The organism is Streptomyces callyspongiae (assembly GCF_047200695.1).
Lineage (GTDB): Bacteria > Actinomycetota > Actinomycetes > Streptomycetales > Streptomycetaceae > Streptomyces.
In genome coordinates this window covers 65164-86652 of sequence record NZ_JBJZOM010000006.1, presented here as the reverse complement: position 1 = coordinate 86652, position 21489 = coordinate 65164, and the positions used below count along the sequence as shown (strand labels likewise).

General features: G+C 72.3%; 19 protein-coding genes and 1 riboswitch. Of the genes, 11 read left to right on the top strand and 8 right to left on the bottom strand.

The annotated features are described in order from the left end of the window. The first annotated feature begins 24 nt into the window (after window positions 1-24). From ACL06G_RS07360 to def, 8 genes are all read left to right on the top strand, one after another. Window positions 25-852: an SOS response-associated peptidase gene (locus tag ACL06G_RS07360; protein WP_412835601.1), complete on the top strand. Its 828-nt coding sequence runs from the start codon at window positions 25-27 to the stop codon at window positions 850-852. Window positions 853-945: 93 nt separating this feature from the next. Then, window positions 946-1569, top strand: coding sequence for an alpha/beta hydrolase family protein (locus tag ACL06G_RS07355; RefSeq protein ID WP_412784483.1), 624 nt, complete (start codon window positions 946-948; stop codon window positions 1567-1569). A gap of 271 nt (window positions 1570-1840) precedes the next feature. Next, on the top strand, window positions 1841-2530 hold the full coding sequence (locus tag ACL06G_RS07350) for a sigma-70 family RNA polymerase sigma factor (RefSeq protein ID WP_412784659.1): 690 nt from the start codon (window positions 1841-1843) through the stop codon (window positions 2528-2530). Next, window positions 2527-2832, top strand: a complete 306-nt coding sequence (gene rsrA / locus ACL06G_RS07345) for a mycothiol system anti-sigma-R factor (protein ID WP_412784482.1) — start codon at window positions 2527-2529, stop codon at window positions 2830-2832. The genes ACL06G_RS07350 and rsrA overlap by 4 nt, the downstream gene beginning before the upstream one ends. A gap of 185 nt (window positions 2833-3017) precedes the next feature. Further along, entirely contained in the window at window positions 3018-4622 is a 1605-nt protein-coding gene (locus ACL06G_RS07340) for an HD-GYP domain-containing protein (protein WP_412784481.1), read from the top strand. Continuing rightward, window positions 4619-5896, top strand: a complete 1278-nt coding sequence (locus ACL06G_RS07335; protein ID WP_412835600.1) for an HD-GYP domain-containing protein — start codon at window positions 4619-4621, stop codon at window positions 5894-5896. The genes ACL06G_RS07340 and ACL06G_RS07335 overlap by 4 nt, the downstream gene beginning before the upstream one ends. Window positions 5897-6011: 115 nt before the next feature. After that, window positions 6012-7013 (top strand): tetratricopeptide repeat protein, encoded by a 1002-nt coding sequence (locus ACL06G_RS07330; protein WP_412784479.1) that lies wholly within the window; start codon window positions 6012-6014, stop codon window positions 7011-7013. Between the two features lie 131 nt (window positions 7014-7144). Beyond that, window positions 7145-7777 carry a peptide deformylase gene (gene def / locus ACL06G_RS07325; RefSeq protein ID WP_412784478.1) on the top strand — a complete coding sequence of 211 codons (633 nt, stop codon included), beginning with the start codon at window positions 7145-7147 and terminating at the stop codon, window positions 7775-7777. A 57-nt stretch (window positions 7778-7834) separates the two neighbouring features. On the opposite strand, the gene ACL06G_RS07320 is transcribed toward def, so the two are convergent. The 6 genes from ACL06G_RS07320 to ACL06G_RS07295 all read right to left on the bottom strand — a co-directional run bounded on the left by ACL06G_RS07320 (window position 7835) and on the right by ACL06G_RS07295 (window position 15037). Further along, window positions 7835-8809: a ribonucleotide-diphosphate reductase subunit beta gene (locus ACL06G_RS07320; RefSeq protein WP_412784658.1), complete on the bottom strand. Its 975-nt coding sequence runs from the start codon at window positions 8807-8809 to the stop codon at window positions 7835-7837. A gap of 80 nt (window positions 8810-8889) precedes the next feature. Further along, window positions 8890-11286, bottom strand: coding sequence for a ribonucleoside-diphosphate reductase subunit alpha (locus tag ACL06G_RS07315; protein ID WP_412784477.1), 2397 nt, complete (start codon window positions 11284-11286; stop codon window positions 8890-8892). Window positions 11287-11398: 112 nt separating this feature from the next. Then, window positions 11399-11542: riboswitch (cobalamin riboswitch) on the bottom strand. 121 nt (window positions 11543-11663) lie between these two features. Then, complete coding sequence (locus ACL06G_RS07310; protein ID WP_412784476.1) at window positions 11664-12170, bottom strand: GNAT family N-acetyltransferase; 507 nt, start codon at window positions 12168-12170, stop codon at window positions 11664-11666. Window positions 12171-12240: 70 nt separating this feature from the next. Continuing rightward, window positions 12241-13842 carry a monocarboxylate uptake permease MctP gene (gene mctP / locus ACL06G_RS07305; protein WP_412784475.1) on the bottom strand — a complete coding sequence of 534 codons (1602 nt, stop codon included), beginning with the start codon at window positions 13840-13842 and terminating at the stop codon, window positions 12241-12243. After that, the gene (locus tag ACL06G_RS07300) at window positions 13839-14114 is read right to left on the bottom strand and encodes a DUF3311 domain-containing protein (RefSeq protein ID WP_412784474.1); all 276 of its coding nucleotides are present in this window, start codon (window positions 14112-14114) and stop codon (window positions 13839-13841) included. The genes mctP and ACL06G_RS07300 overlap by 4 nt, the downstream gene beginning before the upstream one ends. 158 nt (window positions 14115-14272) lie before the next feature. Beyond that, window positions 14273-15037, bottom strand: a complete 765-nt coding sequence (locus ACL06G_RS07295) for a GntR family transcriptional regulator (protein ID WP_412835599.1) — start codon at window positions 15035-15037, stop codon at window positions 14273-14275. A gap of 219 nt (window positions 15038-15256) precedes the next feature. Here ACL06G_RS07295 and ACL06G_RS07290 point away from each other — a divergent pair, with 219 nt between their 5' ends. The 3 genes from ACL06G_RS07290 to ACL06G_RS07280 all read left to right on the top strand — a co-directional run bounded on the left by ACL06G_RS07290 (window position 15257) and on the right by ACL06G_RS07280 (window position 19757). Beyond that, window positions 15257-16825, top strand: a complete 1569-nt coding sequence (locus ACL06G_RS07290) for a glycoside hydrolase family 3 protein (RefSeq protein WP_412784472.1) — start codon at window positions 15257-15259, stop codon at window positions 16823-16825. A gap of 36 nt (window positions 16826-16861) precedes the next feature. Beyond that, window positions 16862-17947 (top strand): SIS domain-containing protein, encoded by a 1086-nt coding sequence (locus tag ACL06G_RS07285; protein ID WP_412784471.1) that lies wholly within the window; start codon window positions 16862-16864, stop codon window positions 17945-17947. A gap of 334 nt (window positions 17948-18281) precedes the next feature. Beyond that, window positions 18282-19757, top strand: coding sequence for a histidine kinase N-terminal domain-containing protein (locus ACL06G_RS07280; protein WP_412784657.1), 1476 nt, complete (start codon window positions 18282-18284; stop codon window positions 19755-19757). A 127-nt stretch (window positions 19758-19884) separates the two neighbouring features. Here the strand turns inward: ACL06G_RS07280 and ACL06G_RS07275 are convergent, their stop codons facing one another. Both ACL06G_RS07275 and ACL06G_RS07270 read right to left on the bottom strand, forming a co-directional pair. After that, entirely contained in the window at window positions 19885-20148 is a 264-nt protein-coding gene (locus ACL06G_RS07275; protein WP_412784470.1) for a WhiB family transcriptional regulator, read from the bottom strand. A gap of 320 nt (window positions 20149-20468) precedes the next feature. Further along, complete coding sequence (locus ACL06G_RS07270) at window positions 20469-21437, bottom strand: diacylglycerol/lipid kinase family protein (protein WP_412784469.1); 969 nt, start codon at window positions 21435-21437, stop codon at window positions 20469-20471. Between the last annotated feature and the right edge of the window lie 52 nt (window positions 21438-21489).

Sequence of the window (21489 nt, the reverse complement as noted above, 5' to 3'; positions counted from 1 at the left end):
GCGTGCCGTGGCAGTCTTGCACCCATGTGCGGACGGTACGCGGCCAGCCGGAGCCCCGAGGATCTCGTCGACCTGTTCGAGGTGCGGAAGTGGGACCCGGAGGAGGCCCTGGAGCCGGACTGGAACGTCGCCCCGACCAAGAGCGTGTACGCGGTGCTGGACCGGCCCGAGAAGGGGAGCGGCGATCCGGAGCCGGTCCGGCAGCTGCGCACCGTGCGCTGGGGGCTGGTGCCCGGGTGGGCGAAGTCACCGGAGATGGGCGCCAGGATGATCAACGCCCGGGCCGAGACGGTGCACGAGAAGGCCGCGTACCGGAAGCCCTTCGCGGCACGCCGCTGCCTGCTGCCCGCCGACGGCTACTTCGAGTGGGTCACCGGGGATCGAGAACTCGACCTGGAACAGGAGGGCAGGCGGAAGCGGCCGCGGAAACAGCCGTACTTCGTCACCCCCGCGGACGGCGGCGTCATGGCGATGGCCGGGCTGTACGAGTTCTGGCGGGACCGCACGCGTCCCGACGGGGACCCGCGGGCATGGTGGGTGACCTGCACGGTGGTGACCACCGCGGCCGAGACCTCGCTCCTCGCGGGCGCGACGGGAGAGGCGGACGCCGCGGGCCCGCAGTCCCTCGCGGACATCCACCCCCGGATGCCGCTGATGCTGCAGCCCGACCGGTGGGACGCCTGGCTGGACCCGGCGCGTACCGATCCGACGGACCTGCGGACCCTGCTCGCACCGCCTCCGCCGGGTTCGTTCCGTGCCCACCCCGTCTCCACGGACGTCAGCAACGTGCGGAACAACGGGCCGGAGCTCGTCACCGAGATCGAAGCCCACACAGAACCCACGCTGTTCTGACCGCGCCGGGCCGCGGTGGCCGGGAGGCGCACGGCGCGCCGGTGGGCGCCTCCGTCCTCACGCCCCTGCGGATCCGGGGAAGGATGGTGCCCCATGAACCACACTTCGCACCGCGTCCCGACACCCGCCGGGGACGCCCGTATCACCTGGCACTCCGCGGCGGCACCGCGCCGCGTCCTCGCCCTCGGCCACGGTGCCGGCGGCGGGATCGAGGCCCGGGACCTGCGGACCCTCGCGGAGATCCTGCCCGCGGCGGGCACCACGGTCGCCCTGGTCGAGCAGCCCTGGCGCGTCGCCGGCCGGAAGATCGCCCCGGCGCCCCGGACGCTGGACACGGCGTGGGAGGCGCTCTGGCCCGCCCTCGCGGAACCGGGACTGCCCGTCGTCGCGGGCGGCCGGAGCGCCGGGGCCCGCGTCGCCTGCCGGACGGCCGCGTCCCTCGGTGCCGAAGCGGTCCTGGCCCTGTCCTTCCCGCTCCACCCGCCGGGGAAGCCGGAGAAGTCCCGGGCGGACGAGCTGACGGGTGCCGGGGTCCCCACCCTCGTCGTCCAGGGTGCACGGGACCCGTTCGGGCGGCCCGAGGAGTTCCCCGCGGGCACGCGCCTGGTCGAGGTGCCCGGCGGCGACCACGGCTTCGCCGTGCCCAGGAAGGGCGCCGTCCCGCAGGAGGAGGCCCTGCGCTCGCTCGGCGAGGCCGTGCGGGAGTGGCTCGGGTAGGGAATGCGCGCGGCTGCGCGCGTGTTGGCAGGGGTGCGGCGGGAAAGCCGTCGTACCGATGTTCGATACACCACTGTGTACGTCACGTCGAAAGGAAGCCGCCCTCATGGGTTCTGTCGCTTGCCCGCAGCGTCCCCAGGCCGTCGAGGTGGACTGGGCCACGCTTGCGCTGGCCGGTGGCTCCGCGACTCCGGCGGCGCGGGGATCGGATCGTCGTCTATTCTCCGGTTCGGACGGGTACACGCCCGGCCCCGGAGGAACGACGGAGGAGGTGGGTCCGGTCACCGGAACCGGCGACGGCACGCACAGCACACGCAGCGCCTCACAGCGGTCGGCTGCCCCACGGGAGGAGACCGTGGAGGAGCGCAGCGAGCGCTTCGAGCGCGATGCCCTGCAGTTCCTGGACCAGATGTACTCGGCGGGCCTGCGCATGACGCGGAACCCGGCCGACGCCGAGGACCTGGTGCAGGAGACCTACGCGAAGGCGTACGCGTCGTTCCACCAGTTCCGCGAGGGCACCAACCTCAAGGCGTGGCTGTACCGGATCCTGACCAACACCTTCATCAACTCCTACCGCAAGAAGCAGCGCGAGCCGCAGCGCAGCGCGGCCGAGGAGATCGAGGACTGGCAGCTCGCCCGTGCCGAGTCCCACATGTCCACCGGCCTCCGCTCGGCCGAGGCACAGGCCCTCGACCACCTGCCGGACTCGGACGTCAAGCAGGCGCTGCAGGACATTCCGGAGGAGTTCCGCATCGCGGTGTACCTGGCCGATGTCGAGGGGTTTGCCTACAAGGAGATCGCGGACATCATGGGGACACCCATCGGCACCGTCATGTCCCGGCTGCACCGCGGACGGCGTCAGCTGCGCGGAATGCTCGAGGACTACGCGCAGGAGCGCGGTCTCCTCCCGGCCGGTGCCGGTACGGACGCGTCGCACGACGGGAAGGGCTCGGGCTCATGAGTTGCGGAGAGCCTCACGAGACGGACTGCTCCGAGATCCTGGACCACCTCTACGAGTATCTCGACAAGGAGATGCCCGAGGGCGACCGCGAGAAGTTCCGGGTCCACTTCGACGAGTGCCACCCCTGCCTCGAGAAGTACGGCCTGGAGCAGGAGGTCAAGAAGCTCGTCAAGCGCTGCTGCGGCCACGACGACGTGCCGACCGGCCTCCGGGCCAAGGTGATGGGGCGCATCGAGGTGATCCGTGCCGGTGAGGCCGGCACCGGGACCGGCTCCGGAGCCGAGGGCGGCACCGCGGGCTGAGCCCCGGCACCCGCGGGCCGATGCCGGCCCACCCTCCGCGGCCCGTGACTCCCCTTTTCCGCCGCTCTTCACCCGAACGGGTGGGGCTTGGCCGGGGGGTCGGGGCAATCCGCCGCAACTCTCCCCCCGAACCGTCGCGACGTGCCTATTCTCCCGTACCTGTGCCGTAGGGGAGGAGGCGCCGCATGGGAGCACGGGGCACCGGACTGCCCGCGTCCGCAGGGGCACTCGTCGGACTCGCCGCACTCGCGGCCGCCGGCTGCACCCTGCCCTCCCTCCTCCGGCCCGCCGGGGTGCCGTGGGCCACGGTGCTGGTGCTCGCCGCCCTGTACACACTTGCCGAGGCGCTGCCGCGCTGCCGCCTGGTCGCACGACTGCGTCCCGGCGCCGAGCCGCGGCGCGGCGCGGAGGACGAGGCGCCGCCCGAGGTCTGCGGGACGCTGCTGCTGGCGGCGGTCCTGCTGCTGCCTCCCGGGGCCGCCGCCCTGGTGCCGTTGGCCGGTGCGGCGGTCGGCCGGGTCCCCGCACGGCACCCTGGCGCCCGCCGCCTCTGGCGTGTCGTCCGGCCGGCGCTCGCGGCCTACGCCGGCGCCCTCGCCCCCGCCCTGCTGCTGCCCGGCCCGCCGGGGAACGGTCCGGTGGCGGCGGCCGGACTGCCCGGCGCCCTGCTGCCCGCCGCCCTGTCGGTCCTCACCCACTGCCTGGTACTCACCGCCCTCGACGGGGCGATCCTCGTCGCCGCGGAGCGGTGCGCCCCGCGCGCCGCCTGGCGCGGGCGCTTCCTGCCGGTGACGACCGTGCACCTGGTGCAGGCGCCCGCGGCGCTGCTGATGGCCCTGCTGTGGCGCAGCACCCTCGGACCGGCCGCCGCGCTCCCGGTCCTCCTGCCGATGGCCCTGTGCTGCTGGACGTTCGCCGCGTACCAGCGGGAGCGCACCGCGCACCACGCGACCGTCCGCGCGCTCGTCCAGGCCGTGGACATCAAGGACCGCTACACCCGCGGCCACGGCGAACGCGTGGGCCGCGCGTCCGCCATGATCGCGCGGGAGCTCGGCATGGACGGCGCCCGCACCGAGACGCTGCGCTTCGCCGGCATCCTGCACGACGTCGGCAAGCTGGGCGTACCCACCAGGCTGCTGCGCAAGGCCGGGCCGCTGAGCCCGCTGGAGCGCAGCGTCCTCGAACTCCACCCGGAGTACGGCCACGAGATGGTCCGGGGCATCCGCTTCCTCGGCGAGGCCCGGTCGGCGATCCTCCACCACCACGAGCGGCTGGACGGCACGGGCTACCCCTACGGCCTCGCCGGCGAGCAGATCCCCGAACCCGCCCGCCTGGTGGCGGTCGCCGACGCCTTCGACGCCATGACCTCGCACCGCAGCTACAGCCGGGCCAGGCCGGTGCCGGACGCCCTGACGGAGCTGGAACGCTGCGCCGGCACCCACTTCGACCCCCGCATGGTCTCCGCCCTGGTCCGCGCGCTGGAACGCCACGGCTGGTCCCCGGCGGCGACCGCCGACCCGCCCGGCGACGACGCCTCCCCGCAGCCGGTCCCCGCCGTGCCGCGTACCGGCGGCCGCCCCCACGACGCGGGCCGTACCGCGTCGCGCCGCCACGGTGTGCCCCCGCCGCGCACAGGGCGCCGTACCGCGGGAGGACGGCACCGCGCGGCCGTCCGCACCCGGTCGGAGCCGGCGACCCCGCCGGAGGGGGTGCCCGCACCGCGGCCGCCGGACCCCGGCCGGCCGGACGTCCGCGGGAACCACGGCTCCACACAGCGGGGGCCCGGGTGAGCGGACACGCACGGGACCGCCGGAGCCGTACGAGCCGCGGGGCGGCGGTCGTGCACGCCGCGGCGGCCGTCCTCGCGGCCACCGCCCTGGCCGCCACCGCGGTGCGCGGCGTCGACCAGCCGGCGGCCGCGGTCTCCTTCGGACTCCTCGTCGCCGTCGGCGAGACGGTCCGCGTCCGGCTGCCCGGCAGCAACCACCCGGTCGGCCCGCTGGCCGTGTCCGCTGCCCTCGGCTACGCCCTGCTCGGCGAGATCGGCGGCAGCAGGGCCGGCCACGGAGTGCTCCAGGTGGTGGCCGTCACGGTCGCGGCCACCCTCCTCGGCATGCTGCCGCACCTGCACCGCGGGCCACCGCCCGGCGCGGACCGCTACGTCCGCCGCCTGCTGACCGTCGCGTTCGCCGCCGCCTGCTTCCAGCCCCTGCACGCCGTGGTGGACGCCACGGGGCCCTCCGGACCGCTGCACGTCCTCCTCATGATCACGGTGCTCGGCCTGAGCGCCGGGTGCGACGCGGTGGTGGGCGCCGTCCTCGCCTCCGCCCGCCACGGGTGGGCGTTCGCTCCGCAGCTCCGCGACCGGCTGCGCGCCGTGTTCGGCGTGGTGCCCGCGCTCGCCGCCACCGGAGCGGTGCTGGCACTCGCGGTCGGCGGGCTCGGCCTGCGCGCCCTCCCGCTCTGCTGGGGGCCCCTGCTGCTCGTGCAGTTCGCCCTGCGCCGCTACGCCCACGTGCGCGCCACCTACCGGCAGACCATCGCCTCGCTGGCCCGGGCGACCGAGGTGGCCGGCTGCACCCCGCACGGCCACGCCCGCCGCGTGGCCGCACTCAGCCGGGCGATGGCACGCGAACTCCGGCTGGCGGAGCCCGAACTCACCGTGCTGGAGTACGCGGCCCTGATGCACGACATCGGGCAGCTCTCACTGGTGGACCCGCTCGCCGGAGGCGCCACCGAGCAACTGGAGGAGAGCGAGCGGCGCCGCATCGCCCTGCTCGGCGGAGCGGTGGTCCGGCAGACGGGCGTCCCCGCCGAAGTCGCCCTGGTGGTGGAACGACAGGCCGATCCGTGGCGTGAACAGCCGCTCACAGCACGTGTCGTGCGGGTCGCCAACGCCTACGAGGAGCTGGCCGCCGCCCAGCACTCCGCCTCCGGGCCGTTGCGGGTGCTGGAGCGGATGCGGCTGGGCGGGGCGCAGGAGTACGACCCTCGGGTGGTGGAGGCGCTGGCCCGGGTGGTGGCCGACGGGAACACGGACCCGGTTGCCTCCTCGTTCGGGTAGTGAGCGCGCACCCCGGCGGGCATGGTTGGATGCGAGAGGGGAACCGCTTCCACGGCAGGCCCCGCGACGCACGACGCGCGTACGCAAGCGACAGGCGGGAGTCAGGCGGCACATCGTGAGGATCTTCGGCAAGGAGCGGCACCGGCCCTCCGCCTCGTGGCGGCAGGCGACCGACCGTGCCTTCACGCTCATCGGCGACGGGCGCTACGAGGACGCGGGCGCTCTGCTCACCCGTGCCGCAGATTTGGAGCCGTGGCTCTCCGAGTCCTGGTTCAACCTCGCACTGCTGCACAAGTTCCGGCACGACTGGGAGCAGGCGCGCTCCGCCGGCCTGCGGGCCGTCGCGCTGCTGGACCGCGACGCCGGAGCGCCCGACTGGTGGAACGTCGGCATCGCCGCCACCGCCCTGCAGGACTGGCCGTTGGCGCGCCGGGCCTGGCAGGCGTTCGGTCTGCGGGTGCCGGGCGACGCCCTGGGGGCGGCCGCTGTCGGCGAACCGACGGGCATGCGGCTCGGCAGCGCCGCCGTCCGGCTCTCTCCCGAGGGGGAGGCCGAGGTGGTGTGGGGCCGCCGGGTCGACCCGGCCCGGCTGGAGGTCCAGAGCATCCCGCTTCCCTCGTCGGGGCGCCGGTGGGGTGAGGTTGTGCTGCACGACGGTGTGCCGCACGGCGAGCGCACCACCGAGGCCGGGGCCGCGTACCCCGTCTTCGACGAGATCGAACTGTGGGCGCCCTCGCCGGTCCCCACCTGGGTGGTGCTGCTGGACGCCGCCACCGAGGACGACCGCGACGCTCTGGAACGGCTGGCCGCCGACGCCGGTTTCGCCGCCGAGGACTGGTCGTCCTCCGTGCGTCTGCTGTGCCGCTCCTGCTCCGAGGACAGCATGCCCAGCGACGAGGGGGACGGCAGCGCCCACCTCGACCCGCACGACAGCAGTTCGCCCGGCCACCCCGGCCCGCTGGGCCACATGACGGCGGGAGGGCCCGGGGAGCTGTGGGTGCCGGAGCGCGAATGCGGCATCGCCGCTCCGCCCGGCCTGGTGCGCGGCCTGCTCGACGGCTGGGTCGCCGACAGCCCGCAGACCCGTGACTGGCGGGACCTGGAAGAGGTCTGCTGAACGGGGCGCTGCTCCGGCCCGGCCCCCGCGGTCGGCCGGGACCCGTACCCTGTAGGGCGGATCCGTGCGACGGTCGCGCGGGACGGGCTCGCGCGAGGTCCGGAAGACGTTGAGGAAGGCGTACGGCGCAGATGTCGCAGCAGCAGGAGACCCGGCCGGAGGCGGCCGAGGAGTTCGCGGTCGACACCGAGGACTGTGCGGAGCGTGAGCAGGCGCACTGCGCGCGGGGCACCGTCCGCCCGATCACGGTGGTGGGCAACCCGGTCCTGCACCGGGAGTGCAAGGAGGTCACCGAGTTCGGCGACGAGCTGGCGGCGTTGATCGACGACATGTTCGCCAGCCAGCGCGCGGCGGAGGGCGTCGGGCTCGCCGCCAACCAGATCGGCGTGGACGCGAAGGTCTTCGTCTACGACTGCCCGGACGACGACGGTGTCCGGCACGTGGGCGTCGTGGTCAACCCCGTGCTCGAGGAGCTGCCGGCCGCGGAGCGCCGGCTGGACGACTCCAACGAGGGCTGCCTGTCGGTGCCGACCGCCTACGAGTCCCTCGCCCGCCCGGACGTCGCCGTGGTGCGGGGGCAGGACGCCGACGGCAGGCCGATCCGGGTGCGCGGCACCGGCTACTTCGCCCGCTGTCTCCAGCACGAGACCGACCATCTCAACGGCTACCTGTACATCGACCGGCTCTCCAAGCGGGAGCGCAAGCACGTCCTGAAGCAGATGGCCGAGGGCACGCCGCGCTACGAGACCGTCCCCAACGACTGACACCCGCCGTCCCGGTGCCCACCCGCGGAAGCGGGGCGGCACCGGGACGTGATGCGGTCAGAAGTCGTCGTCGAAGGAGACCGACCCCTCGACGGCGACCTGGTAGGCCGAGGCGCGCCGTTCGAAGAAGTTCGTCAGCTCCTGGACGTTCTGCAGTTCCATGAAGGAGAACGGGTTCCGGGAGCCGTAGCGGACCGGGAACCCCAGGCGGACCAGCCGCTGGTCGGCCACGGCTTCCAGGTACTGCCGCATGGATTCGGTGTTCATGCCGGGCAGACCGTCGCCGCACAGGTCGCGTGCGAACTGCAACTCGGCGGCGACGGCCTCGTCCAGCATGTCGGTGACCTGCTTCTCCAGCGCGTCGTCGAAGAGTTCGGGCTCCTCCTCGCGCACGGTGTCCACCACGTCGAACGCGAACGACATGTGCATCGACTCGTCGCGGAACACCCAGTTGGTGCCGGTCGCCAGCCCGTGCAGCAGGCCGCGCGAGCGGAACCAGTAGACGTAGGCGAAGGCGCCGTAGAAGAACAGCCCCTCGATGCAGGCGGCGAAGCAGATGAGGTTCAGCAGGAAGCGCCGACGGTCCTCCCGCGTCTCCAGGCGTTCGATCCGCTCTGCGCCCTCTCCTTCTTCGAGGGCCGCCATCCAGCGGAAGCAGAACTGCGCCTTCTCCCGGATCGACGGGATGTTCTCCACCGCGGCGAAGGCTTCCGCGCGCTCCTGCGGATCGGGCAGGTAGGTGTCCAGCAGGGTCAGGTAGAACTGGACGTGCACGGCCTCCTCGAAGAGCTGGCGCGAGAGATAGAGCCGCGCCTCGGGCGAGTTGATGTGCTTGTAGAGGCTGAGTACGAGGTTGTTCGCCACGATCGAGTCGCCGGTGGCGAAGAAGGCCACCAGACGGCTGATCATGTGCTGTTCGCCGGGCGAGAGCTTGTCCAGGTCGGCGACGTCGGAGTGGAGGTCGACCTCCTCCACGGTCCAGGTGTTCTTGATGGCGTCCCGGTATCGGTCGTAGAACTCCGGGTAGCGCATGGGGCGCAGGGTCAGTTCGAAGCCGGGATCGAGCAGGTTCTTCGCACGTCCGGTTCCGGCGCCGGTGTCGGGTGAGGTGGTCACTGGCAGGCCTCGCAGGTCTCGGGGTTCTCCAGGGAGCAGGCGACGGCGTCTCCGCCGCTCCGGTCCGGCCCGGCGGTGGGGCCGGCGGCCGTGGCTCCCGCGGCACGCGCGATCCGGGTCGCCGGGCGCGACCGCAGGTAGTAGGTCGTTTTCAGCCCGCGCTTCCACGCGTAGGCGTACATCGAGCTGAGCTTCCCGATGGTGGGAGCGGCCATGAACAGGTTCAGCGACTGGCTCTGGTCCAGGTACGGCGTTCGGCCGGCCGCCATGTCGATCAGCGCGCGCTGGGGGATCTCCCACGCCGTCCGGAACAGGTGCCGCACCTCGTCGGGGAGGCCGTCGAGTTCCTGCACACTGCCGTTCGCTTCGCGGAGCGCCTCCCGGGTGCGTTCGTCCCACCGTCCGAGGCGTTTCAGCTCCTCCACCAGGTAGGTGTTCACCTGGAGGAACTCCCCGCTGAGCGTCTCGCGCTTGAAGAGGTTGGAGACCTGGGGTTCGATGCACTCGTAGACGCCCGCGATGGCGGCGATGGTGGCGGTCGGGGCGACGGCGAGCAGCAGGGAGTTGCGCAGCCCGGTCGCGGCGATCCGCTCCCGGAGCGCCGACCAGCGCTCCGGCCAGGCGGGTTCGGCCTCCGGGTAGTGGTCCGGGTGCAGCACCCCGCGCGCGGTTCGGGTGGCCGACCAGGCGGGCAGCGGGCCTTCGCGTTCGGCCAGTTCGGCGCTGGTCCCGTACGCGGCGAGCATGATGCGTTCCGAGATGCGGGTGGACAGCCGTCGTGCCTCCGGGGAGTCGAACGGCAGCCGCAGCCGGAAGAAGACGTCCTGCAGTCCCATCAGTCCGAGTCCGACAGGCCGCCAGCGTGAGTTGGAGGCCGATGCCTGCGACGTCGGGTAGAAGTTCACGTCGACCACCCGGTCCAGGAAGGTCACGGCGGTGCGCACGGTCGCGTCGAGCCGTTCCCAGTCCAGCTGCCCGTCCTCGCCGAGGTGGGCGGCGACGTTGACCGAACCCAGGTTGCACACGGCGGTCTCGTCGTCGTCGGTCACCTCCAGGATCTCGGTGCAGAGGTTGGAGGAGTGCACCGTGCGGCCGGGGTCCGCGGTCTGGTTGGCGGTGCGGTTGGCGGCGTCCTTGAAGGTCATCCAGCCGTTGCCGGTCTGTGCGAGGGTGCGCATCATGCGGCCGTAGAGCTGCCGGGCGGGCACACTCCTGACGGCCTTGCCCTCGGCTTCGGCGCGGCGGTAGGCGGTGTCGAAGTCCTCGCCCCACAGGTCGACCAGTTCGGGAGTGTCGGCGGGGGAGAACAGCGACCAGTCGGCGTCCGCCTCGACGCGGCGCATGAACTCGTCGGGGATCCAGTGGGCGAGGTTGAGGTTGTGGGTGCGGCGCGCCTCCTCGCCGGTGTTGTCCCGCAGTTCCAGGAATTCCTCCAGGTCGGCGTGCCAGGTCTCCAGGTAGACGCAGGCGGCGCCCTTGCGGCGCCCGCCCTGGTTCACCGCGGCCACGGAGGAGTCGAGGGTGCGGAGGAACGGCACGATGCCGTTGCTGTGCCCGTTGGTGCCGCGGATCAGCGAACCGCGGGCGCGGACCCGGGACCAGGAGAGGCCGATGCCGCCTGCGTGCTTGGAGAGTCGGGCGATCTGGTGGTAGCGCTCGTAGAGGGAGTCGAGTTCGTCCTGGGGGGAGTCCAGCAGGTAGCAGGACGACATCTGCGGGTGGCGGGTGCCGGAGTTGAACAGGGTGGGGGAGGAGGGCAGGTAGGCGAGCGAGGCCATCAGCCGGTAGAAGTCGGCGACTTCGGCGAGTGCCTGCTCGTCGGTGCCGGCGGCGAGTCCGCAGGCGACGCGCAGCAGGAAGTGCTGGGGTGTCTCGATCACCCGGCGCGTCGTCGGGTGCCGCAGCAGGTAGCGGGAGTGCACCGTGCGAAGGCCGAAGTATCCGAAGCGGTCGTCCGCTCCCTCGGCTACGGCCGCGGCCACCAGCGCGTCCAGCCGTTCGCGGTGAGCAGCCACGAACGCGGCGGTCCCGTCGGCGATCAGGCCTTCCCGGTGGCCGACGGCGACCGACTCCGAGAAGCGCGACGCGCCCTGGCCGGCCGCCTCGTCCTGGACCGCCAGCGTCAGCAGCCGGGCGGCGAGCCGGCCATGTGCCGGCTCCTCACCGATGAGCCCGGCCGCCGCCTCGATCGCGAGGGACCGCAGGTCGTCGGGCGTGGAGCCGGGGTGCCGTCCCCGCCGGACCGCATCCACGATCCGGGCGGGACCGGTCCCCGGCAGGTCGGTGGTGAGCTCGGCCAGCAGCCGTTCCAGCACGGCGAGTTCGTCGGCTGCGGACACCTGGTCGACCGGGGCGGGCGCGGTGTCGGCCTCGGCCGCGGGTGCGGTGGTCACGATGTGGTGCTCTCCCTCGCTTCGCGGGGCGCGGGGGAGCACGGCGGCGGAGGCGGCACCCGAGTCCGAGCAGGCGTCACCCGCGTCCACCGGCCCATCCCACGGGGCGCGGACGTGTACGGAACCGTCGGCAGGTGCTCGGACTCGCTGCGTGCCGCTGCCTGCACGCAGGCACGGCGGCACGCCGCACACCGTTGCGGGACAGTCCCGGGTTCGCACCGGGTTCCCCTGCAACGACGGCGAGCACGAGCATACATGTTGTGGCGCCCTCGGAGAGCGACCCCACATCTTGTGTGTCGAGGGGGTCGTCAGTGGAGGGTGTCTGCCGGTGCCGGAGGGCCGTACGCGGGCTCCTGGGGGCTGCCGCGGGTCCCTGCTCAGCCGGAGAGGTCGAGAGTGAAGGCCCACAGTTCCACGGTCGGGAGCGGCCACCAGTCGCGCTCCGGTGCGCGTGTGAAGCCGAGCCGCCGGTAGAGCCGGTGGGCCGCGGTCATCTCCGGCAGGCTCGACAGTACGACGCGCCGCAGGCCCCGGGTCCGCGCCCGGTCCAGGCAGGTTCGGACCAGTGCCTCGCCGACGCCGCGGCGCCGTCCCGGCGGTGCCACCGCCAGCATGCGGAACTCCGCCTCGCCGGGCCCGGCGAGTTCGGCGAACTCCCCGCCGTCCCCCACGAAGGCCACGGCGCCCAGCAGCGAGGTCTGCGCGGGATCGACGGCCACCAGCACCTCCGTGGAGGCGGCCCTGCCCCTCACGTCGCGCAGGGAGTCCAGGTACGGGTCCTCGGCGCCGCCGGTCAGCAGACCGTCGTCCAGGTAGGCCCGGGCCGTCAGGTCACCGATCTCCTCGAATTCCCGCTCCCGGGCGGTTCTGATCGTCACGTCCATCGCCCCAGCATGCAGCACGCCACCGACCTCAAGGGGCCGGTGGCGTGCTGTGCGGTGGGTGCGGGCGCGGTCAGTGCGCTCCAGCGGGGGAGGGCAGTTCCTCCTGGACGCCTTCGTCGCCGGAGTCCGCCCGGTAGTCGGACGGCTGGGTCTCGTCGTGGCCGTCCGGGGCCTTCACCGCGCGCAGCACCAGGGTGAGTACGACCGTCACCAGGGCGTTGATCACGAGCGCCGTGAGGCCGATGTACCCGAGTTCACCGATCGCCGGGATCGTGGTGATGCTGCCGCCGAAGTGGGGCTGCGTCGGAGTGGAGACGTTGTAGGCCGCGACGGTGCCGTACGCCATGCCGGCCAGCCAGCCGCCGAGCAGCGCCCAGCGGTGGAACCAGCGGGTGAACAGGCCGCCCACCAGCGACGGGAAGGTCTGTGCGATCCAGATGCCGCCCAGCAACTGGAAGTTGAGGGCCGCGGTCTTGTCCAGGGTCAGGACGAACAGCAGGGCGCCCACCTTGACCAGCAGCGAGGTGACCTTGGAGACCTTCGTCTCCTGCTCCGGAGTGGCGTTCGGCTTGAGGAAGTCGCGGTAGACGTTGCGGGTGAAGAGGTTGGCCGCCGCGATCGACATGATTGCCGCCGGTACGAGCGCGCCGATGCCGATGGCGGCGAAGGCCACACCCGCGAACCACGAGGGGAACATGTTCTCGAACAGCTGTGGCACCACCAGCTGCGGGTTGTCCAGCGAGATGCCGGCCGCGATGCCCATGAAGCCGAGCAGTGCGAGCAGGCCGAGCATCAGCGAGTACAGGGGCAGGATCGTGGTGTTGCGCCGGATCACCTCACGGCTGCGGCTGGACAGCGTCGCCGTGATCGCGTGCGGGTACATGAACAGCGCGAGGGCCGAGCCCAGCGCCAGGGTCGCGTACGCCCAGTGGCCGTCCGCGCCCGTGATCAGCTCGCCGCCCGAGTCGGCGAGCGACTTGCCGGCGCTCGCGAAGATCTCGTCGAAACCGCCCAGCTCGACGGGGATGTAGATGATCGCCACGGCGATCACGATGTAGATCAGCGCGTCCTTGACGAAGGCGATCAGTGCGGGCGCCCGCAGCCCGGAGGAGTAGGTGTAGGCGGCGAGGACACCGAACGCGATGAGCAGCGGAAGGTCCTTGACGAACCAGTGCGTCGAGGCGCCGCCGCCGATGCCCATCACGTCCAGGACCGCCTGGATGCCGACCAGCTGCAGCGCGATGTACGGCATGGTCGCGAGAATGCCGGTCAGCGCCACCGCCAGGGAGAGGCCCCGGGAGCCGAAGCGGCCCTTCACGAAGTCGGAGGTCGTGACGTACCCGTGCCGGTGGGAGACCGACCAGAGACGCGGCAGGAAGAGGAAGATCAGCGGGTAGACCAGGATGGTGTACGGCACCGCGAAGAAGCCCACCGCGCCCGCCGAGTAGATCAGGGCAGGGACGGCGACGAAGGTGTAGGCGGTGTAGAGGTCGCCTCCCAGCAGGAACCAGGTGATCCAGGTGCCGAAACTGCGGCCGCCCAGGCCCCATTCGTCCAGGTTGTTCGCCTCCGCGGCCTTGCGCCAGCGTGCGGCGAGGAAGCCCATCACCGTCACCAGCGCGAAGAAGAACGTGAAGACGGTGAGTGCGACGACGTTGATGCCCTCGTTCACGCCTCGTCACCCCTTTCCGCGGACCGGGCCGCGGCGCGCGCGGCGTTGTCGCGCCGCACCAGCACGTAGGCCGTGCAGGTCAGGGCGGTGGCCAGCGGAACCCAGAGCATCTGGTACCAGTAGAAGAACGGAAGCCCGATGAAGGTGGGTTCGACCCGGTCGTAGGAGCCGACCCAGAGCATCGCGACGAACGGGACGAAGAGGCAGACGGCGGCCCCTGCGCGCGCAGGCGTGAGGGTGGGGACGTTGCGGGCACTCGGGGGTGGTGGCATGGGTGGTGCTCCGTCCATGGCTGAAGTGATCTCCTGTTCGGTGCGCAGGAATCTAGCCACGGCCGCCGTCCCCCGTCACTACCCTCTCGGATAACGGACCGGACAACTCTGCCGCGCCGGGTGCACGTTCCGGCAGGTGGCGGCGCTGGGGTGCGTGTTCAGTGCCGGGGGCGTCGAAGGTTCGCGACGAACTTGTAGCGGTCGCCCCGGTACACCGAGCGCACCCATTCCACCGGTTCGCCGGAGGTGTCGAGCGAGTGCCGGGAGAGCATGAGCATCGGCAGGCCCACGTCGGTGGCGAGCAGTCCCGCCTCGCGCGGGGTCGCCAGCGAGGTCTCGATCGTCTCCTCGGCCGCCGCCAGGTGCACGTCGTACACCTCCGCGAGCGCCGTGTAGAGGGAGGCGTACTTCACCAGACTGCGCCGCAGCGCGGGGAATCTCTTCTGCGACAGGTGGGTGGTTTCGATCGCCATCGGCTCGCCGCTGGCGAGCCGCAGCCGTTCGATCCGCAGCACCCGGCCGCCGGAGGGAATGTCGAGGAGCCCGGCGAGCCGGTCGTCGGCCGTGATGTACCCGATGTCCAGCAGGTGGGAGGTGGGCTCGAGACCCTGCGCCCGCATGTCCTCGGTGTAGGAGGTGAGTTGGAGAGCCTGGGAGACCTTGGGTTTCGCCACGAAGGTGCCCTTGCCCTGGATCCGCTCCAGCCGCCCCTCGACCACCAGCTCCTGCAGCGCCTGGCGCACGGTGGTGCGGGAGGTGTCGAACTCGGTGGCGAGCGCGCGTTCCGGGGGGACGGCGGTGCCTGGCGGAAGCGTCTCGGTCATGTCCAGCAAGTGGCGCTTCAGCCGGTAGTACTTCGGCACCCGCGTGGTGCGCGTCGTTCCCCCGCCGTTCCCGCTCCCGTTCTTCGCGGCGTTCGTCACCGGCTCCTCCGTCTCCGTGGCGGATCACATCGTGGCACGCGATCGCCCCGCGGGACCTCACCTGACCGGATGTCTTTCCGGTAACGGAACCGGTGGCGGGCCCTGCGGGTCGTTGACACCTCCGAGGGGGGAGGGCCAGGCTGCCCGGTACTGGTCTATACCATCACGAGTCCCGAGGGAGGAGGCCGGCGTGACAGGCTCGCGCCCGGGGAACCGGCCATGACGACGCTGCCGCCGCGGGACGCCGCTCTCGCCCGGGACGCCCTGGCCGTCCTCCAGCCCGGCTTCACCGGGACCCGTGCCCCCGCGTGGCTCCTGCGGCGGCTTCGCGAAGGCCTGTGCGCGGTGGGACTGTTCGCACGGAACATCGAGTCGCCCGCCCAGCTCGCCGACCTCACCGGAGAGCTCCGCGCCGTACGCCCCGACGTCCTCGTCGCCGTGGACGAGGAGGGCGGCGACGTCACCCGGCTCGAAGCACGGACCGGCTCCTCCTTTCCCGGGAACCACGCGCTCGGCGCGGTCGACGACGTCGCACTCACCCGGGAGGTCGCCCACGCGCTCGGACAGCGCCTGGCGTCCTGCGGCGTCGACCTGGACTGGGCCCCGTCCGCCGACGTCAACTCCGACCCGCGCAACCCGGTCATCGGCGTGCGCTCCTTCGGCGACGACCCGCACCTGGTCGCCCGGCACACCGCGGCCTACGTCCGCGGACTGCAGGACGCGGGCGTCGCCGCCTGCGTCAAGCATTTCCCCGGGCACGGCGACACCTCCGTCGACTCGCACCACGCCCTGCCCCGGGTCGACGTCGACGCCGCCACGCTGCGCGCCAGAGAACTGGTGCCGTTCCGGGCGGCCGTGGAAGCCGGCGTCAGCTGTGTGATGAGCGCCCACATCCGGCTCACCGCCCTCGACCCCGAACGTCCCGCCACCCTCAGCCCCGCCGTACTCACCGGTCTGCTCCGCGCCCCCGCGGACCGGGGCGGCCTCGGATTCCGGGGACTCGTCGTCACCGACGGCATGGAGATGGCAGCCGTGGCCGACACCTGGGGGATCGAGCGGGGCAGTGTGCTCGCCCTCGCCGCCGGTGCCGACGCCGTCTGCGTCGGCGGCGGACTCGCCGACGGGACGACGGTGGTCCGGCTCCGCGACGCGCTGGTGCGTGCCGTCCACGACGGCGAACTCCCCCGGGAGCGGCTGGCGGACGCGGCCGGACGGGTGCGTGCCCTCGCGGAACGGACGGCGCGCGGCCGCAGGCGGGCGGCACCCGGGGACGGTACCGCCGGCACCGCCCCGGCCGCAGAAGCCGCGGAGGAGGTCGGCCTGCGGGCGGCCCGGCGTGCCCTGCAGGTCACCGGCGACACCGACGGTCTTCCGTTCGCCTCGCCCCCGTTCGTCGCCGCGTTCACCCCCGTGGCCACTCCCGCCGTCGGCAGCGAAACGCCCTGGGGGCTCGTCGCGGAGCTCCGGAGGCTGCTGCCGGGCACCACGACCGCGGCGTACGACAGGGGCCTGCTGGAGTCGGAGGGGTCCCGCGCCGTCGTGGAGGAGATCCTCCGTGCGGCGTCGGGACGCAGGATCGTCGCCGTGGTGCGGGACCTCCACCGGCACCCCTGGATGGCCGGGGCGCAGGCGGCGCTGCGGGCCGCGCGGCCCGACACGGTCGTCGTCGAGATGGGTGTCCCCGCCGCGCTGCCGGACGGCGCGTTGCACCTCGCCACCCATGGAGCGGCCCGGGTCTGCGCACGTGCCGCCGCCGAGGTGCTCGCCGGGGCCGCAGCCGCCCGCTGACACCGCCCACCCGGACCGAGAACGAGAGGCCCTGCCATGCCTGCCCCGACACCTTCCCCGGAACGGCCCGCAGCCCCGGGGTCCGTCATGGCCGCGGAGATGGCCGAACAGCCCGCGGTGCTGCGCCGGCTGCTGGACCGCGAGCGGAGCGACGCCCCGGGCATCCGCGGGACGGCCGAGCTCATCGCCGCCCGCGCGCCGAGATTCGTGCTGCTCACCGCGCGCGGCACCTCCGACAACGCCGCGCTGTACGCCAAGTACCTGTTCGAGGTGCTGCTGGGCAAGCCGTGCGGCCTGACCTCGATGTCGACCGTCACGGCCTACCGGGCCACGGCCGACCTGCGAGACTGCCTGGTGATCACGGTCAGCCAGTCGGGCGGTTCGCCCGACCTGGTCGCCTCCACGCGTGCCGCCCGTGAGGCGGGTGCGATCACTCTGGCGGTGACGAACAACGCCGATTCGCCGCTGGCCCGGGTCAGCGAGTTCCACCTCGACGTGCTCGCCGGTCCCGAGGAGGCGCTGCCGGCCACGAAGACCTACACCGCCGAACTCCTCACCCTCTACCTGCTGGTGGAGGGTATGCGCGGTGGTGACGGCACCGGTGCGGCCGCGGAGGTTCCCGCGCTCGCGGCGTCGGTGCTGGACCGCCGCGAGGAGGTGAGAGCCCTGGCCGGGCGCTACCGGTTCGCCGACCGCATGGTGATCACGTCGCGCGGCTACGGCTACCCGACGGCCAAGGAGGCGGCGCTGAAGCTGATGGAGACCAGCTACATCCCGGCCCTGTCCTACTCCGGCGCCGATCTGCTGCACGGCCCGCTGGCCATGGTCGACAACGTCTCCCCGGTCATCGCCGTGGTCACCGACGGGCGCGGTGGCGAGGCGCTCCAGCCGGTGCTCGACCGGCTCCGCGACCGCGGTGCCGACCTGGTGGTGATCGGCCCGGAGCAGCAGGTCGCAGCCGCCTCGGCGGGGTTCGTCCTGCCCACCGGGTCGCTGGCGGAGGAGCTGCAGCCGATTCTGGAGATCCTTCCGCTCCAGATGCTGGCCCACGAGGTCACGCTCGCCCGGGGGCACGACCCGGACGCGCCCCGCGCGCTCGCGAAGGTCACCCGGACCCGCTGACGGCCCCGGCCGCGTGCCGCCGTCGGCCGTGGACAGAGCCGGTGGTCCGGTCCACAATGGAGGATCGGTTCGCCGTACGCCGGGAGTTGGACCCGCGCGAAGGCGACCGGAGACCAGGGCTTCCGTCCTCCCCGCACAGGAGGTCGGAACGGGACTCGTGGCGCTCTCTGCCCTGACTGCGCACGGGTCTTCGGGCTCCGGGCTGCGGTGCCGGACGGGTCGAGGGTCCCGTACCGGTGCCGCGGCCCGAAGTGCCCCTCCCTGCTCCGGCACGCCCGCTCCCGGCCCGCCGGAGCGCGACGCGGCGGCCGGTAGGCTCGGCATCGTGCCCTCCATGAACGACCTCGTCCGCCAGCACACCGCTCTCGGGCCCGCCGACCTCGAGTGGCTGCACCTGCTGGTCTCCGAGTGGCAGCTGCTCTCCGACCTGTCCTTCGCGGACCTGGTGCTGTGGGTTCCCACCCGGGACGGCAGCCGGTACGTGTCCGTCGCGCAGATGCGGCCCAACACCGGTCCCACCTCGCACCAGGACGACATGGTCGGTCATCTCGTGCCGCGCGGCAGGCGCCCGCTGCTGGATGCCGCCCTCGACGAGGGCCGCATCGTCCGCGAGGGCGACCCCGAGTGGCGGGAGGAGGTGCCCGTGCGGGTCGAGTCGATCCCCGTCCGGCGCGAGGGCCGGGTGCTCGGCGTCATCGCGCGGAACACCAACCTGCTCACCGTCCGCACGCCCAGCCGTCTGGAACTCACCTACCTGCAGAGCGCCTCCGACCTCGCCCAGATGATCGCGGCGGGGTCCTTCCCGTACCCGGGGCAGAAGGGAGAGTCGGACCTCTCCCCCCGGGTCGGGGACGGCCTGATCCGTCTCGATGCGGAGGGCACGGTGCAGTACGCCAGCCCCAACGCGCTCTCGGCGTACCACCGGCTCGGCCTGGCGGCGGATCTGGTCGGCCTGCACCTGGGCCGTGCCACGGCGGACCTCGCCCCGACCCGGGCCCCGGTGGACGAGGCCATGGTCAAGCTCGCCAGTGGATGGGCGCCCCGCGCCGCCGAGATCGAGGGCAACGACTGCGTCGTGCAGTTGCGGGCCATCCCTCTGAAGCCCAAGGGGTCGCGCATCGGTTCACTGGTGCTGCTGCGCGACGTCACCGAGGTGCGGCACCGCGAGCGGGAGCTGCTGACGAAGGACGCGACGATCCGGGAGATCCATCACCGGGTCAAGAACAACCTGCAGACCGTGGCCGCCCTGCTGCGGCTGCAGGCGCGGCGGATGGATTCGGACCGGGGCCGGGACGCGCTCAACGAGGCCGTGCGCCGGGTGGGTTCCATCGCGATCGTGCACGAGACGCTCTCCCAGAACCTGGACGAGCGGGTGGAGTTCGACGTCATCGCGGACCGTGTGCTGGCGATGGTCGCGGAGTTGTCGCCGGGCCGTGTCACGGGGCGCACCACCGGCCGGTTCGGGATTCTGGACGCGGAGGTGGCCACTCCGCTGTCCATGGTGCTGACCGAGGTGCTCCAGAACGCGCTCGAGCATGCCTTCGGGGCGGGTGAGCACGGCAGCGTCGAGGTGGGCGCCGTCCGCACTCCGGCCGCCGGGCAGGAGGAGGGACGTCTTCGCGTCACGGTCACGGACGACGGGCGCGGTCTGCCGGAGGACTTCGAACCCCACCGTGCCGGAAATCTGGGGTTGCAGATCGTGCGGACCCTCGTCGAGGGAGAACTGGGCGGGACGTTCGACATGGTGCCGGCACCGGAGCGGGGAACCCGGGTCGTGCTGGATCTGCCGGTGGCTGCGGAGAAGCAGTGAGCGCACGGCATTGAGCCCCGGTGGCGACCTGTCGGTCGCCACCGGGGCTCGGCGCCTTGAGCGTGTGCGGTGCTTTCCGGAAGCACTGCGCGCTGCGGCTCGGGATTGCAGCCGGTGCGGTGGGGCGTCAGGCGGATGCGGCGTTGTTCCGCGCCCGGTTGCGGGCGGCGCGGCGCTTCATCGCGCGGCGCTCGTCCTCGCTGAGGCCACCCCAGACACCGGAGTCCTGACCGGACTCCAGGGCCCACTGCAGGCACTGCTCCGAGACGGGGCAGCGGCGGCAGACGGCCTTGGCTTCCTCGATCTGCAGCAGCGCAGGACCGGTGTTGCCGATGGGGAAGAACAGCTCGGGGTCTTCCTCGCGGCAAACGGCGTGATGACGCCAGTCCATGGCTGCTACCTCTCCTCGTGTTGCGGGCTCAACGTGCTTGTGAATGTGAACGCTTTCACGAATCCCTTCGCGGAGGAAGGGCTACCACGTCAATGTGATGCGGGTCCCATCGGACCGGATAAGGGGATTCGAGGCTCTCAAGGGGGCCCGATGAGGGGCTGTCCCGATCGCCATGAAGAGACTCGCAAACCTCGGCGACGGATACAACCCCTTCCGGAAAGTTTTTTTTGAATCCTTGGTGTCGCTTGGCTCACAGCCGTACTTCGAGGGGGTGGAAGCCTGCTTAAACGTTCGACTGGAAGGACTTTGGCTGTTTCGACTTACGCAATCACACGCAGTGCTCGCTGTACACCTGCGAACCTGACGCTTCTGCGCAGTCCCAGGTGGTCACCGTCGATCTGGAAAGGCAGTGGAACCTGCGAATGCAAGGTGAAGTCCGTGAGATCGTGCAACGACAGTGCGTGCTTGCCATGAGGGCCGCGGCTCGGCGAAGAGGTGAGCAGTTGTGTGGCGTACCGCCCCACCGCAGCGGGCGTCAGCCGGGAGAGTCCCAGCAGGTCGAGGCCGGTGTCGAAGGAGGCGCGGGGGGCCGCGTACACCGGCCTGTTGCCCAGGTAGGTCCACGGTGCGGTGTTGCAGACGATGGACAGCACCAGGTGCTCCACATTTTCTTCACCCGGGCGTTCCAGGGTCACGGTGCCCTGCCGGCGGTGCGGCTCGTGAAGAAATTGGCGGAGCACCTGTCGTATGTACAGGGGATGCGTCGAACGCTTGCCCTGTTCCCGGTGGTGCTCGACGCGTCCGACGACACCCGCGTCGAAACCGAAGCCCGCGCAGAACGTGAACCATCGGGGCGGCGCCCCCGAGTCGTCGGTCCCCGGCGCCCCCTCGGCCCGGCCGAGCCCGATGGTGCGTTCGCGCGAGGTCTCCAGCGCGTCCAGGAGGACGCCGGTGGCCTCGACCGCATCGTTGGGCAGTCCCAGGGCACGCGCGAAGACATTGGTGGAACCGCCGGGGACGACTGCCAGCCGCGGCAGTCTCCCGGGCGCCGGGCCGTCGTGCAGCAGGCCGTTGACGACCTCGTTCACCGTGCCGTCGCCGCCCAGGGCGATGACCAGTTCGGTCGCGCCGTCTCTCGCGGCCGCCCGCCCCAGGTCGCGCGCGTGACCCCGGTACTCGGTCGTCGCCACCTCCAGCTCCAGATCGCTGGCCAGGGCGTGGACGAGCACGTCACGGGTCCGCGCGCTGGTGAGGGTGGCTGCCGGGTTGACCACGAGGAGTGCGCGCATGCGGGCAGCGTACCCGCGCTCCGCGGCGGGCCTCCCGGGCGGGAGCCTCTCC